At 35.2% G+C, this 15,579-nt stretch carries 10 protein-coding genes; 8 read left to right on the plus strand and 2 right to left on the minus strand.

The window, feature by feature from the left end; all coding sequences use genetic code 11:
• The first annotated feature begins 603 nt into the window (after window positions 1-603).
• From BBI01_RS05015 to BBI01_RS05030, 4 genes are all read left to right on the plus strand, one after another.
• Window positions 604-2,382, plus strand: a complete 1,779-nt coding sequence (locus BBI01_RS05015; protein WP_228393939.1) for a histidine kinase — start codon at window positions 604-606, stop codon at window positions 2,380-2,382.
• A gap of 8 nt (window positions 2,383-2,390) precedes the next feature.
• Window positions 2,391-3,116 carry a PA3715 family protein gene (locus BBI01_RS05020; RefSeq protein ID WP_123862089.1) on the plus strand — a complete coding sequence of 242 codons (726 nt, stop codon included), beginning with the start codon at window positions 2,391-2,393 and terminating at the stop codon, window positions 3,114-3,116.
• A 31-nt stretch (window positions 3,117-3,147) separates the two neighbouring features.
• A complete protein-coding gene (locus tag BBI01_RS05025) occupies window positions 3,148-3,882 on the plus strand; it encodes a LytR/AlgR family response regulator transcription factor (protein WP_065393589.1) in 735 nt (244 codons plus the stop codon).
• Between the two features lie 74 nt (window positions 3,883-3,956).
• Entirely contained in the window at window positions 3,957-4,499 is a 543-nt protein-coding gene (locus BBI01_RS05030; RefSeq protein WP_065393590.1) for a lipocalin family protein, read from the plus strand.
• Window positions 4,500-4,588: 89 nt separating this feature from the next.
• Here BBI01_RS05030 and BBI01_RS05035 read toward each other — a convergent pair whose 3' ends face one another.
• The gene (locus tag BBI01_RS05035; RefSeq protein WP_065393591.1) at window positions 4,589-5,062 is read right to left on the minus strand and encodes a DUF7832 domain-containing protein; all 474 of its coding nucleotides are present in this window, start codon (window positions 5,060-5,062) and stop codon (window positions 4,589-4,591) included.
• A 115-nt stretch (window positions 5,063-5,177) separates the two neighbouring features.
• Between BBI01_RS05035 and BBI01_RS05040 the strand changes: the two genes are divergently transcribed.
• The 4 genes from BBI01_RS05040 to BBI01_RS05055 all read left to right on the plus strand — a co-directional run bounded on the left by BBI01_RS05040 (window position 5,178) and on the right by BBI01_RS05055 (window position 14,342).
• The gene (locus tag BBI01_RS05040) at window positions 5,178-6,428 is read left to right on the plus strand and encodes a CinA family nicotinamide mononucleotide deamidase-related protein (RefSeq protein WP_065393592.1); all 1,251 of its coding nucleotides are present in this window, start codon (window positions 5,178-5,180) and stop codon (window positions 6,426-6,428) included.
• Window positions 6,429-6,491: 63 nt separating this feature from the next.
• On the plus strand, window positions 6,492-9,914 hold the full coding sequence (locus BBI01_RS05045; protein ID WP_065393593.1) for a trifunctional glycoside hydrolase family 18/polysaccharide deacetylase/glycosyltransferase family 2 protein: 3,423 nt from the start codon (window positions 6,492-6,494) through the stop codon (window positions 9,912-9,914).
• Between the two features lie 77 nt (window positions 9,915-9,991).
• Window positions 9,992-12,052 (plus strand): M13 family metallopeptidase, encoded by a 2,061-nt coding sequence (locus tag BBI01_RS05050; RefSeq protein WP_065393594.1) that lies wholly within the window; start codon window positions 9,992-9,994, stop codon window positions 12,050-12,052.
• Window positions 12,053-12,245: 193 nt separating this feature from the next.
• Window positions 12,246-14,342, plus strand: a complete 2,097-nt coding sequence (locus BBI01_RS05055; protein WP_065393595.1) for a M13 family metallopeptidase — start codon at window positions 12,246-12,248, stop codon at window positions 14,340-14,342.
• 64 nt (window positions 14,343-14,406) lie between these two features.
• Here the strand turns inward: BBI01_RS05055 and BBI01_RS05060 are convergent, their stop codons facing one another.
• Complete coding sequence (locus BBI01_RS05060; protein WP_065393596.1) at window positions 14,407-15,453, minus strand: hypothetical protein; 1,047 nt, start codon at window positions 15,451-15,453, stop codon at window positions 14,407-14,409.
• Window positions 15,454-15,579: the final 126 nt, after the last annotated feature.

A 15,579-nucleotide genomic window follows, 5' to 3' on the forward strand; every position in this document is an offset into this window, starting at 1 on the left:
ATCCGAAACCGAAAACCGGAAGACTTGGTGAAAGGGAAGTTTCACTTGGTGAGATGTAGAAATACTGGTTTGTAGAGGATGTAAATAATCTGATAAGGCAAAGACTCGCAAAAGTTAGATGAATTCTTTGTGGATATTTTCGTTCGCAATGGCATTTCATTCAGCAATGTCAATTTTCTTAGCTGAGTGTCAACGCTTCTGCGAACGTATCTAATATTATATAATTGTAATGAATTTTCTTTGCGATTTTTGCGCTAATCTTTATACAATTAAACGCAAAGACTCGCTAAAGTTTGATAAATTCTTTGTGGATATTTTCGTTCGCAATGGCATTTCATTCAGCAATGTCAAATATTGTGTTCCTAGCTGAGTGCTAACGCCTCTGCGAACGTATAAAATATAATTGTAATGAATTTTCTTTGCGATCTCTGCGTTAAATCCTTTATAAAGTATCATTTAAAACTTATTCAACCAAATGCATTAAAATGTTTTAAAATCAAAACGCTTATCTATTATAACTTGGTAGAATAAGCTTTTGACTTGGTGAAGAATAGAAGAGGATCGATAAAGTTTTACTTACTTTGCATTAAATATTAGGAATCTGTGAAATTAGTCTTTAAAATATTGTTTATTTCAATGCTTGCAGTGGGAAACTTTCTCTCTGCACAGGATACTACAAAGGTAGCACAGGTTTTAAAATCTGCTGCAAAATTGAAAAAAGCAGTAGATAAAAATGACGATAAAGGCGTTGCTGATACTTATGTAGGAATAGCTAATGATTATTATAATCAAGGGAATTATGCTAAAAGCGAAGAATATCTGATCAAAGCTAAAGCCCTCTATCAAAAGCTGAATGATAAGAAAAATCTGGAATCAACTACCAGAAAACTGGCTCAGTCGCAGGAAAAACAGAATAAAATAACACCTGCGCTCAGCAATTACAGCATGGCGGCACAGATGAATTACAGCGAAAAAAGTAAAACCGTTAATTCAAATGATGTAGCAAGACTTTCTTCTCCTACACCGGAACTTCGGGCAGAAGCTATTCAGAACAATATTAATATCAGTAAAAAAGAAAATGAACAGGCAAATGTAGCGGAAGGTTACAGTCAATTGGCAGAAATCAACTTACAGCAAAAAGATATTTATAAAGCTGAAGCAAATCTGAATAATGCTTATGTTATTTCAAAAAAAGAAGCACCACAACAAGCACTGGCAATTAATCAGAAACTAGCCGATTTGTATGTGGAAAATAAAAAGTTTGATAAAGCCATAGAAGCCAAAAAGAAAGTCCTAAAAGAAGACTTTGTCAAAGAAAATTCACAGGAGAAAGTTAATCAGATTCAGGAACTGGCGGATATTTATATTAAAAAAAATGACCCAAAAGAAGCGGTAGACCTTTTAAGAAACGCTTACGGAATTGCTCTGGATAAAGGGCATACTCTGGAAGCTCAGAAAAGTGTAAAAAAGCTGGACAGTCTGTATGCTATTTCAGGGAATGTAGATGCTTCGGTTCAGTTATACAGAGATTTTCTGGGAAAACTACCGAATTTGGTTTCCAAAGACCGAAGTCTGGTAGATAATAAAATTCTGGAAGATACAGAACAGAGAATTTCTCAACTTGAAAAAGAGAAAGAATTAAAAGATGAGCTTATCCGTAAGAAAAATGTCTTTAATTACGGGTTGATTGCTACTTTAATTGTATTGACAGGTTTAATTATATTCATTTTCAGAACACTGAAAAAAGTTCAGACCAAAAACAAGAAAATAGCTCTTCAATCGCTTCGTCGTGAAATGAATCCACACTTTATTTTTAATAGTCTGAATAGCGTTAATCACTTTATCGCAACAAATAATGAACTGGAAGCGAATCAGTATCTTACAAAATTCTCCAAGCTGATGCGCGGTGTAATGGAAAATTCTACGGATGACTTTATTCCTTTTCAGCAGGAGTTGGATCTTTTACAAAATTATCTTGCCCTTGAGAAAACACGTTTTGCAGATAAGTTTGATTATGAAATTGATCTGGATGATAATTTGAATATGCAAAGTCTACAGGTTCCCGGAATGCTCATACAGCCGTTTTTGGAGAATGCAATCTGGCATGGACTTCGTTACAGAACAGACAAAGGGTTTTTAAAATTAAGTTTTGAGAAAAATAATCAATATCTTAAAATTATCATTGAAGATAACGGAATAGGAATTGAAGAAAGTAAAAAGCAGAAAACTGAACATCAGAAAACGAGAGAGGGAAGGGGGATGAAAAACACTTTGGAAAGGATTAAATTGCTGAACGACCTTTATAAGAAAGATATTACCTGCACTGTTAAAGATAAAGAAAGTAACAGCGGAGTCTTGGTCAGTATTAAGATTAATGTATAAACAGGAGTATGAAAAAGAATACATTCGTCCTTATAATGATGATTACACTATTTTCAGGACTTTTATCCGGACAGGATATTGACAGCATTCGTTTAACGAATATTCTTAAAAGTTTAAAGCTGGATAAAAATAAAATAAGACAAGAGCTTTGTGTAGAAAAAAAGATGCCCAGTGTTGAAGACTCTTATATTGCCATTATTCCGGTTATTTTACATCAGGAAAAAGACGATTATATCTTTACGGCACAGAATTATATACTCATTACAGATAGCAACGGAACCATAAAAAACCAATACTTTGATCCTACAGAACTGGATTCTGATGCTGTGGGTTTAAGAGGTTTTACCATTGATACAGGATTGTATACCATTAGTCAAAATATTCGTGCATTCGGAGTAAAAGCAGACTTTGTTGGAAGCAGTAAAGTTTATCCTTATGATACGGGGAAGCTTTCAATGTATTATCCGGAAGGTGAAACTCTTAAAAAAGTCTTGGATCAGTTTGAAATAGATTCGGCAAGAGGAGAGTGGGATACCCGATGTAATGGAGAATTTCGGGATAAGCATTCCTATATTATTTTGGACTCATCCCAAACGAACAACTTTACAGATCTTAAAGTAAAAACCATTGCCGTTACTACAATAAGCAAGGAAATAAAAGGAGAATGTGAGAATAAAGAAACATCAAAAACGTTTTATAAAACCTTAAAATTTAAAAACGGAAAATATCAATAAGTGATTATCTGCAACCTAATATTTAAAAATAATGAAAATCAAAGCTGTAATTGTAGACGATGAGCTCATAGCAAGAGAAGTACTGAGAAACTATCTCACAAAATACTGTCCACAGGTAGAAATTTTGGGTGAGGCAGAGAATATTAAAGAAGCTGTTCCTTTAATTGCAGAAAAGCAGCCACAATTGGTATTTTTAGATGTGGAAATGCCTTTCGGGAATGCTTTTGATGTATTGGAAGCAACCAAAGAATTTTCTTATGAAACTATTTTCATTACAGCATTTTCACAATATTCATTACAGGCTTTAAATAAATCTGCCAGTTATTATATTCTAAAACCAATTGATATTCAGGAATTGATTCTTGCAGTCAATAAAGTTGCTGAAAGTCTTGAGAAAAAAGAAGAACTTAACAGAAACAAAATTTTACTTGAAAATTTAAAATTAAAACCTGAAAAACAACAGCTTATTCTTCCAACGCTGCAAGGGTTTGATGTGGTGAAAACAGAAGATATTGTAAGGCTTCAGGCAGATGGAAACTTTACACAGGTATATCTTACCGATGGCTCCAAAAAAATGGTATGCCGCTTCCTGAAACATTTTGATGATTTGCTGGAAAGCCCTTTTGTAAGGGTGCATCGCTCTCATATTATCAATACTTCTTTTGTGAAGTCTTATCATAAAAGCGGAACTGTAATGCTGGCTGACGATGTTGAAATTGAAGTTTCCGGAAGCTTTAAAGACAGTTTTCTGAAAGTATTTTCATAGAATTTATCGTTCTTTAACAGCCCAAAGGCACTATTTTTGACGTCTTCACTTAAGAACCACACAAAATTTCTGTTATGAAGACCTTTCACAAAATTATACTTCCCGTCTCGTTAGGAGCCCTTGCTCTTATCGTTTTTAATTCTTGTTCAGTAGGAATTCCAAAAGGAGCTGTAGCAGTAAAGAATTTTGATGCTAAAAAATATCTCGGACGATGGTATGAAATTGCCCGCTTTGATTATAAGTTTGAGAAAAATATGGATAATGTTACCGCAGAATATTCAGAAAACCCAAACGGAACCATTCATGTAAGAAATAAAGGATATGATTACGTGAAAAAGGTATGGAATGAATCTAATGGTGAAGCTAAATTCATTAAAGATAAAACCGAGGCAAGGCTTAAAGTCTCCTTTTTCAAACCCATTTGGGCGGGTTATAATGTGATTGACATTGATGAAGAATATCAGTATGCCTTAGTAGCAGGAAGCAGTTTGAAATACCTTTGGATCTTATCCAGAACAACCACTATTCCTGAAAGTATAAAACAGCGTTTTATCGAAAAAGCAAAAAAAATCGGATATAATACGGATGAATTGATCTGGGTGAAACATAACCAGTAAAATCCGGAAATACAAAAGAGCAAAATCGTAAGAAAAACAAATCATATAATTTGATCACACACAATTTTGCTCTTTTACTTTTTCACAGTCTAACTTCCAATATACTCCTTCCATTCTTCGAAACGGTAATCAATTACCTGTTTCATCAGATCATAGTTTTCGTAAGTATCTTCAATATGATAGAATGTTTCATATTCATAATCATTTTCCTCCGCTTTGGAATCAAATAGATTTACAAAATCATCCGCGAAAGAACTGTATCTGTTTCCAAAATCTGTATCATCAGCATAATAGTCCTTTGCAAAACTGTTTCCAAGATCATTCAGGTCATACTCTGAAAATTTTCCGTCACAAGAATCCATGATAAATTCAGCTCCGGTAATTTCTCTTCTTTTTACCTTTTCAATTTCTTCAGCGCCATCTTCTTTTAATTCGTCGGAGATCAGATCGTTATTGATACACCAGTTCAGAAACATTCCTGTGTGGGTTGCCCCGTTTTTCTGAGGAAGATCTTCCGGGAAATCACCTCCGTAATGCCATGAAGCATCATCATATTTTGACATAATATTCAGTATCGTTTTAAATAATTTTGTCAAAAATAGAAAAAATCAATTTATATTGCCGCAGCCGGAGATTTTTCCGTCATTTGTATGAAATTTTTTTTCAAGAATTTGACATATGGAAAAAGCAGTTCTGATCACTATCGGTGACGAAATCCTTTCTGGAAATACGATAGATACCAATTCTAATTTTATTGCCTCCGAACTGAAAAATATCGGGATAAAAGTTGTACAGATTTTTACAATTTCAGATGAAATAGAAACAATTAAAAATACGTTAAGCTCAGCTTTTGAATTAGGAGATCTGGTGATAACAACGGGAGGATTAGGTCCCACCAGAGATGATAAAACAAAAAAAGCACTTGCCGAGTTTTTCAATGACGAAATTTCTTTAGATGAGGTTACTTTTAATCATCTTAAAGGATATATGGAAAGACGTGGGCGTGCAGATATTTTAGAAAGAAATAAAGAACAGGCTTTTGTACCTACGAAATCTATTGTTTTTCAAAATCATTTTGGCACAGCACCTTGCATGATGATGGAGCTGGACGGAAAATTATCGTACAGTCTTCCCGGAGTTCCTTACGAAGTAAAACCATTGATTAAAGATCAGATTATCCCTTATTTGCAGGGAAGATTCAACCTTCATTATATTCATAGCAGAATTGTTTCCGTGGTAGGAATTCCTGAAAGTATTCTTGCAGATACTATTGAAGATTGGGAGCTTGCCTTACCTCAAAATATTTCGTTATCATATCTTCCTGTGGGAACAAGAGTAAAGTTGAGATTAACAGCTTCCGGAGATCATGAAGATAGTTTGAAACAACAGACAGAGGACGAAATTCAAAAATTACTTCCTTTGATCAAAGATCATGTGATTGCCGTTTCTGAAGACAAAATAGAAAATATTCTTGCGGAGATATTGAAAGATAGAAGATTAACGATTTCAACGGCAGAAAGTTGTACAGGCGGAGAGCTTGCAAAGATGATCACTTCTGTTTCCGGCAGTTCAAAATACTTTCTTGGAGGAATGGTTGCTTATGCTACAGAAAAAAAGGTTAAAATTTTAAATGTATCCCAAGAAACGGTAGATCAGTATACTGTAGTGAGTGAACAGGTAGCTCAGGAAATGGCGAAAGGATGTCAGAATTTATTTGAAACCAATATTTCACTTTCTACTACCGGAGTAGCAGGTCCCGGAAAAGGAGAAGACGGTAAAGATGTAGGAACCGTTTTTTATACCATAAGAATCAATGATCAGGAAGTAACTTCGAAATTATATATGCCGCATCTGGAAAGACTTGATTTTATGAATTTTGTATCCCAGAAGGTGATTCAGGATCTTGTGGGACTTCTTGTTAACCAGTAATATAAGGTTTGTTTTTTTAATTTTTTTTTAATTTTAATTATAGAGTTTTTCATACTTTTTGAGATGGATTCCATAAAGTTCATTAACGTGGAAAACTCTAGACAAATATTTCAGACCAATAATAAGAAACGCTGGAAAAGCGTACAATGGGGAAGTCGTGTTTTTATATTCATCATGGCAATCCTTCTTTTAGCTTTGGGGCTGATGATGATTCTTGATAAAAATCCGAGAATCCCTTTTAAAGAAGATTATAAAGCAATCATTACAGCAAATAAACCTTATCTTCAGGAGAATAAAATATCCAAAGAATATCAAGGCTTCAGAAGCTTTATTTCTGAAAAATCCATCCATACTAATCTTGCCAAAGTTGAAAAAGCAAGAGCCGAAAGATATAAAAATCAAAACCGGAATTGGGCTCAGTTTCCAGGGGGGATTCGTTCGGCTTTTTATGTAGCGTGGGATCCTCAATCTCTGATGTCCCTGAAACGAAATATCAGACATGTAAACTTAGTTTTTCCGGAATGGTTTTTCCTTGATCCTAAAACCGGAGATCTGAAAACCAATGTAGATCCTGAAGGCTACAAAATCATTAAGAGAACCGGAGTGGCAGCTATGCCGATTCTTAGTAATAACTCTAATCAGGAGTTCCGTTCTGAAGGATTGATAAAAGTATTGAATGATCCTCAGAAAAGAACAGCACTGATCCAAAAAATTACCCAGCAATGTAAAAAGTATCATTTCAAAGGAATTAATATTGATTTTGAGGATATGAACCTGAATTCTGATGAAAATCTGGTGGCTTTTATGAAAGAGCTTTCAGAGACTTTTAAACAGAATCAGTTATTGGTTACCATGGATATTATGACGGATAATGATGATTATAATATTCCAAGATTAGATCCATATGTAGATTACTTTGTACTGATGGCTTATGATGAATATTCAGCTGGAAGTGATGCAGGACCGGTTTCGTCACAAAAATGGATTGAAGCTCAAACAGGTAAAATCATTAAACAAACTTCACCACAAAAGATTATTCTAGGATTGGGAGCTTATGGGTATGACTGGAGTTCCAATAAGGATGACAATACTTCTGTGACTTATATGCAGGCAATTACAAAAGCAAGTGCGAGTAAAGCCGTTATCGATTTCAATGACAATACTTTTAACCTAAACTACTCTTACACGGATTCCAATAAGAATAACCATACCGTATTTTTCAATGATGCTGCATCTATTTTTAATACCATGCGGTTTTCATCAGAATATCCATTGGCAGGAACGGCGCTTTGGAGATTAGGAAGTGAAGACAGCAGAGTCTGGAATTTTTATGATAAAGATCTTACGTTTGCCGGACTGTCTAAACTAAACTTGAAAACATTGGAAAATGTAAAGGGACAGACTATGGTAGATTATATCGGAGACGGTGAAGTATTGGATGTTCTGAATACCCCTCATGACGGTAAAATAGCCGTAGAAATTGATCCTAAAGAGAAAATTATCACAGACGAAAACTATATTACTTACCCAAGTTCTTATGAAGTAAAAAAATATGGGAGTGCTCCTCAAAAAGAATTGGTATTGACATTTGATGACGGTCCTGATGAAACGTATACCCCTCAGGTACTTGATATACTTTCAAAATACCATGTTCCGGCAGCCTTTTTTCTGGTAGGGTTGAATGCAGAAAAGAACCTTCCGCTTGTTAAAAGAATTTATCGGGAAGGGCATGAAATAGGAAATCACACTTTTACCCATGAAAATGTAGCGAAAGTAAGCCCCGAAAGAGCTCTTCTTGAAATGAAATTAACAAGACTTCTGATAGAATGTATAACAGGTCACAGTACGATTCTGTTCAGAGCTCCTTATAATGCAGATTCTGAACCTACAACTTCTGAGGAAATTATTCCAGTAGCATTGGCAAGACAGCAAAACTATCTGGATATCGGAGAAAATATTGATCCGGAAGACTGGCAGCCGGGAATAAAAGCCGATGAAATTGTAAAACGTGTATTAGCCGGAATCAAACAGCAAAGAGGAAATATCATTCTTCTTCACGACGCAGGAGGAGATACGAGAGAAGAAACGGTAAAAGCATTGAAAATTTTAATTCCAACCCTTCAGAAACAAGGATATCATTTTACAAATCTTACCAATATTCTTCATAAAAATAGAAATGAACTGATGCCTGAAGTTCCTAAAACCAGAGCTTATTATATCATGCAGCTGAATTTAGTATTAGCAACGGCTATTTATGGATTGAGTCACTTTTTGGTGGCGCTGTTTACCATATTTATTATTTTGGGATTGATAAGACTAATGTTAATGGCATATTGGGCATTTAAAGAAAGAAAAAAAGAGAAAAAACTTGGTGAATTTCCCGTTTTGGAGGCTTATCCTAAAGTTTCCATCATTGTTCCGGCTTATAATGAAGAAGTGAATATTGTATCTTCACTACAAAACTTATTAAAACAAACTTACCCGAATTTCAATATCATTATGATAGATGACGGAAGTAAAGATTCAACCTTTGAAAAGGCTAAAGATGCATTCCCGGATCACGAAAAACTGAAAATATTTACTAAAACAAATGGTGGAAAAGCAACGGCATTGAATTTTGGAATTGCACAAACCGATGCCGAATATGTAGTCTGTATAGATGCCGATACAAAATTACAACAGGATGCTGTGAAATATCTGATCGCAAGATTCCTGAATTCAAGTCCGAAGGAGAAAATAGCAGCTGTTGCCGGAAATGTAAAAGTAGGAAATACAGTGAATTGGTTGACCAGATGGCAGGCAATTGAATATACAACAAGCCAGAATTTTGACAGATTAGCCTATGCGAATATCAATGCAATTACTGTAATTCCCGGAGCAATCGGAGCGTTCAAAAGATCAGTAGTTCTTGATGTAAAAGGGTATTCCTCCGATACATTGGCTGAAGACTGTGATATTACGGTGAAAATTTTAAAAGCCGGATATACAGTGGCAAATGAAAACAGAGCCATAGCAGTTACAGAAGCTCCAGAAAGCGTGAAACAGTTTCTAAAACAACGTTTCCGCTGGACATATGGAATTATGCAGATGTTCTGGAAACAAAAACAGACCTTCCTTAATCCTAAATATAAAGGACTTGGACTTTGGGCAATGCCGAATATCTTATTGTTTCAATATATCATTCCGTTTTTCTCGCCATTGGCAGACGTGATAATGTTCTTTGGAATTTTATCAGGAAATGGAAGCAAAATATTCGGATATTATCTGATCTTCCTTTTGGTAGATGCTTCTTTAGCATTGATTGCATTTATTATGCAAAGAGAAAAGTTAACCAATCTTCTGTATATTATTCCGCAAAGATTCGGGTATAGATGGCTGATGTATATTGTATTATTTAAAAGTTTAAGAAAAGCACTGAAAGGCGAAATGCAATCCTGGGGATTCCTGAAACGTACAGGAAATGTAAAAGAGATTGCGACTTCTTAATATTTATTTAAATTTGTTTCACTTAAAAAGTAACAAATAAGAAATAAATCATACATATTGTATAAATTGTTATCATAATGAAAAAATTAACGCTTTCTTTGTTCTTAATAGCAGGGATCTGCTCTCAAAATACAGTGAGTGCACAAGCTAAAACTGCGAAAGTAGCAGCAGTAAACAATACAGATAAAGGTTTAGACCTTAGCTTAATGGACACTTCGGTACGTCCACAGGATGATTTTTATAACTATGTGAGTGGAACTTGGATGAAAACGGCTAAAATCCCATCTGACAAACCGACTTGGGGAAGTTTCAACAAACTTGGTGAGGATACGGATAACAATTCCATGACTATCTTAAACTCTCTTTTAAAAGATAAATTTGCAGACGGAAGTGAGGGTAAAAAGATCCAGGATCTATACGCTTCTTATATGAATATGCAGAAGAGAAATGCAGACGGAATCAAACCTATTCAGGAAAATCTGAATAAAATTGATGCGATCAAAAATATGGCTGATCTTCAGAATTATCTGATCTCTGTAACGAAGGAAGGCGAAAATGTTTTCTACGGATGGGGAGTATATGCAGACCTGAAGAATTCTAACATGAATGCTGTTTATTTAGGTGAAGCTTCTCTTGGTTTAGGAAGAGATTATTACCAAAAAGTAAACGAAAAAAATACAGAAGCTATTGCTGAATATCAAAAATATGTAGCTTCAATGTTAACAGAATTAGGCTATAAAAATGCAGATGCAGCAGCAAAAGGTATTGTTGAATATGAAAAAAGCATTGCAAAAACATATTTGACAAACGAACAAAGCCGCGATAATACTCTTCAGTATAACCCTCAGACAATGGCTGAGCTTTCAGCATTGGTAAAAGGAGCAGATATTCCTGCTTACCTTAAAAAAGTAGGGGTAAATACAGATAAAATTATCATCGGCGAACTAGGATACTATAAAAACTTCGATAAGCTGGTAAACGCTCAGAATCTTCCTGTGATTAAGGATTATCTGAAGTTCCACATGATCAATGGAAGCGCTTCTTACCTAAGTGAAAAATTAGGAGATATGAAGTTTAACTTCTTTGGGAAATACCTAAGAGGTCAGCAAGAACAAAGAGCTCTTAACAAGAGAGGTTTTGAATTAATCAACAGAAACTTAGGAGAAGCATTTGGTAAACTATATGTTGAGAAATATTTCCCTGCTGAAGCAAAAGCTCAGATGGTTGAATTGATCGATTACCTAAAGAAAAGTTTTGCTGTTCACATCAACAATCTGGCTTGGATGTCTTCTACAACTAAGGAAAAAGCAATGCAGAAATTGAACAAATTCACTGTAAAAGTTGCTTATCCGGACAAATGGAAAGACTATTCAAAATTAGAGATCATTCCTGAAGCTAAAGGTGGTACTTTGTATCAAAACCTTCAGAACATCGGAGAATGGCAATATAACAAAGACTTAGCTAAAATCGGAAAGCCGGTTGACAAAACAGAATGGGGAATGACTCCACAAACTGTAAATGCTTACTATAACCCGGTATATAACGAAATCGTTTTCCCTGCAGCTATCCTTCAGCCGCCTTTCTTCAATCCTAAAGCTGATGCAGCTGTAAACTTCGGAGGTATCGGTGCTGTTATCGGTCACGAAATGAGCCACGGATTTGATGATTCAGGAGCTCAGTTTGATGCTGAAGGTAACCTTGTAGACTGGTGGACTCCGGAAGATAAGGCTAACTTTGAAAAAGCAACAAAAGCTCTTGCTGCTCAATATGACAAATATGAGCCGGTAAAAGGAACATTTGTAAACGGAACATTCACAAACGGTGAAAATATCGCTGACTTAGGAGGGGTGAATATCGCTTATGATGCACTTCAAATGTATCTTAAAGACAAAGGAAACCCAGGAAAAATCAGTGGATTCACTCAGGATCAGAGATTCTTCTTAAGCTGGGCAACTGTTTGGAGAACTTTATCAAGTGAAAAATATATGATCAACCAAGTGAAGACAGACCCGCACTCTCCGGGTTATTTCAGAAGCTTTGGTCCATTAATCAACGTTGATGCCTTCTACAAAGCATTTGATGTGAAAAAAGGAGACAAATTATACAAAGCTCCAGAGGATAGAATTAAAATCTGGTAATATATACAAACCGTTCAGTAATGAACGGTTTTTTGTTTTTTGGAATGTTATAAAGCAACAAGTTATATTCATTATAAAACGTGATGTTTATATGCATTTGTATTTCATAATATCCATTAAATAATTATATCTAATACATATTATTAAAGTTCGTATATTTGATAAGTTTGTGTAAAATCAAAAATTATCTTCAATGAAAAAGCTAAATATTGGAATACTTGCCTTTTCAGGTATCGTATTATTAAATTCATGTGGTGCAGCAAAAACTGCAGGGACAGAGACAAAAACAGAGGCTAAAGCAACCGTTGCTACGCCGGTAAAAGAAGAAGTGAAAGAAGAGGGAATTAATTTATCTTATATGGATACAAATGTCCGCCCACAGGATGACTTTTTTAGCTATGTGAACGGAAACTGGGTGAAAACCACTCAAATCCCTTCTGATAAAGCAAATTGGGGTTCATTCAATGCCTTAAGAGAAAATGTGGATGATGCTTCATTAGATATTTTAAACAAAATCCTTACAGAAACATATCCGGCAGGTTCAGAAGGACAGAAGATTCAGAATCTTTATGCCTCTTTTATGGATACTGCAAAAAGAAATGCAGACGGATTAGCACCCATTAAAGGAGACTTGGCAAAAATTGATGCCATTAAAAACCTGAATGATCTTCAGAAATATCTTTTAGAAGCTACAAAATTAGGAGATAACTCGTTCTACGGATGGAGAGCCGGTGCAGATATGAAGAATTCTAAAATGAATGCTGTATATCTTGGAGGTCCGGATCTTGGCTTAGGAAGAGATTACTATCAGAAAGTAAACGAAGCCAACACTAAAACATTAGGACAATATCAGTCTTATATCGGAAAATTATTCGGAGTTTTAGGATATAAAAACTCTACTCAGGCAGCGCAGAATGTAGTAGATTTTGAAAAACAACTGGCAAATTATCTATTGACATTAGAACAAAACAGAGACGCCAATTTAAGATATAACCCTAAAAACGTTTCTGAACTTTCAGGGTTAGTGAAAAACGTTGACCTTGCCAAATATCTTAAAGATGCAGGCGTAAATACAGATAGAGTGATCATTGGCGAACTGAAGTACTACCAGAACATGGATCAGTTCATGACGCAGAAAAATCTACCTTTATTAAAAGATTATCTGAAATATCATTTAATTAACGGTAATGCAAGCAACCTTGATGAAAATCTAGAGCAGATCAGATTTGATTTCTATGCTAAAGAATTACAGGGACAAAAGGAACAACGTCCAATGAACAAAAGAGGTTTAACTCTTGTAAATGGTGTTCTGGGAGAAGCATTCGGAAAATTGTATGTAGACAAATACTTTACTCCTGAAGCAAAACAGCAGATGGAAACTTACATCGATTACCTTTTAAAATCATTCAAATCCCATATTGCCAATATAGACTGGATGTCTCCTGATACCAAAGTAAAAGCTCAGGAAAAACTATCCAAGTTTACCGTAAAAATTGCATATCCTGATAAATGGAAAGATTATTCTCAATTGAAAGTAGAGTCTCCAAAACAAGGAGCTTCATTATATTCTAACCTGCAAAATGTAGCAGCTTGGCAATATCAGAGAAGTTTAGATAAAGTAGGGAAGCCGGTAGATAAAACAGAGTGGGGAATGTCGCCGCAAACAGTAAATGCTTACTATAGCGGATCAAATAACGAGATCGTTTTCCCTGCTGCAATTCTTCAGCCTCCTTTCTATAATCCTAAAGCTGATGCAGCTGTAAACTTTGGTGGAATCGGGGCAGTAATTGGTCACGAGATCTCTCACGGTTTTGATGACAGCGGATCACGTTTTGACGGTGATGGAAACCTGAATAACTGGTGGACGGAAGCTGATCGTAAAAACTTTGATGCAAAAGTAGGACAATTAGCCGCTCAATATAGCGCTTATGAACCAGTAAAAGGAAGCTTTGTAAACGGTAAATTTACAAGTGGAGAAAATATTGGAGACTTAGGTGGAGTAGCTGTTGCTTACGATGCCCTTCAGATGTATCTTAAAGATAAAGGAAACCCTGGGAAGATCAGTGGATTTACTCAGGATCAAAGATTCTTTATGAGCTGGGCTACCGTTTGGAGAACAAAAGCTACCAATGAATATATGATCAATCAGGTGAAAACAGATCCACACTCTCCGGGAATGTTCAGAGCTTTCGGTCCGTTGGTAAACCAGGATTCGTTCATTAAAGCATTTGATATTAAGCCGGGAGATAAAATGTATAAGGCTCCTGAAGACAGAATAAAAATTTGGTAAGACTACCAAAAAATTGTTAGAAAAGAAAGAATCCGTCTCATTCAATGTGGGACGGATTCTCTTTTTAATATGCCTTCTTATAATTCCGGATCACAAACTTTATTCCGGTTTCTATAATATCACCCATGGTTTTACAATACTTGAAATTCACATCATACGTAAGTTTCTGCAAAGCCGTTTTAAGCTCTGTAACATTGGCTTCAGGGGCAATGTCTTCCTTTTTCATAATAGAAATAAGCTCATCAAATCTGCTTTTGCTGCTAGTCACTCTTTTGACGATTTGTGAACGCACTTCCTTCCGATACTGTTCTATAGAATTAGGTTTCAGTTTTTCCAGTACCATATTCACCATTGTGTTATTTTCTTTAAAATACTGAGGGAGATAAACCTTTAGATTACCTTCATAGCTTTGCTGGTCAAAATCGATAGGGCGAATCCTGTAAATTACCTGATCAAAATCGTGTATTGGAATAATAACATAATTATAAGAACGCATGTCACCCAGCAGCCCAATAAGGCAACGCTCATTGAATTTTACAAATTCCTTGGAAATCTGGGCTTTTTCCAGTTCTGTACAGTTGAACAGATGTTTTTGAATAAATACATCTCCGGGAATTCCCAAAATGTGTTCCTCTATCAAAGTATTTTTGTAAATCAGAAAATTGATGCGGTTGGGAGATAGTAAATCTTCAAGTTCAAGCCCGTATATGCGGGAAGCATCCGCTTGCTTAATATAAAAATTAGTATAATTATCGTTGAGAATATTTCTTACCCGAATTCGAAAAGGTTTAGAATTTCCAAAGGTACAAAAGTCAATCGTATCTACTTTCAGATAAGGTAAAGTAGCCTCATCTCCGTCGGAATGAAGAAGAGTATAGATTTTATTCAAATTGGCTTCTATTTCTTTAAACTCAAATTCAGGATACATTACTCCCAGCCATAAAGTGTCTTTGCCGTCCTTATCCAGAATATTCACACTATCACTGAATCTTAGCAGATCCTCATAAAGAAACTGAATCTTTGTCGTTCTGTTATGCTTTTCCAAATACTGCTGCAATGTTTCCGAAACAGGATATATGGGTTTTCTAAACGCAATCTTTACATCTTTCATTACTCTGTTTACTTTATTTAAATATAAAAAATATTTTTTCTTTGTGTCAGTGGAATTCTTATTTTAACAATTGTTTATAAATGCAAAATTCAACAGGATTTTATTTTATCTTACAATGGTTTGTTT

This window comes from Chryseobacterium artocarpi (genome assembly GCF_001684975.1).
Taxonomy (GTDB): Bacteria; Bacteroidota; Bacteroidia; order Flavobacteriales; family Weeksellaceae; genus Chryseobacterium; species Chryseobacterium artocarpi.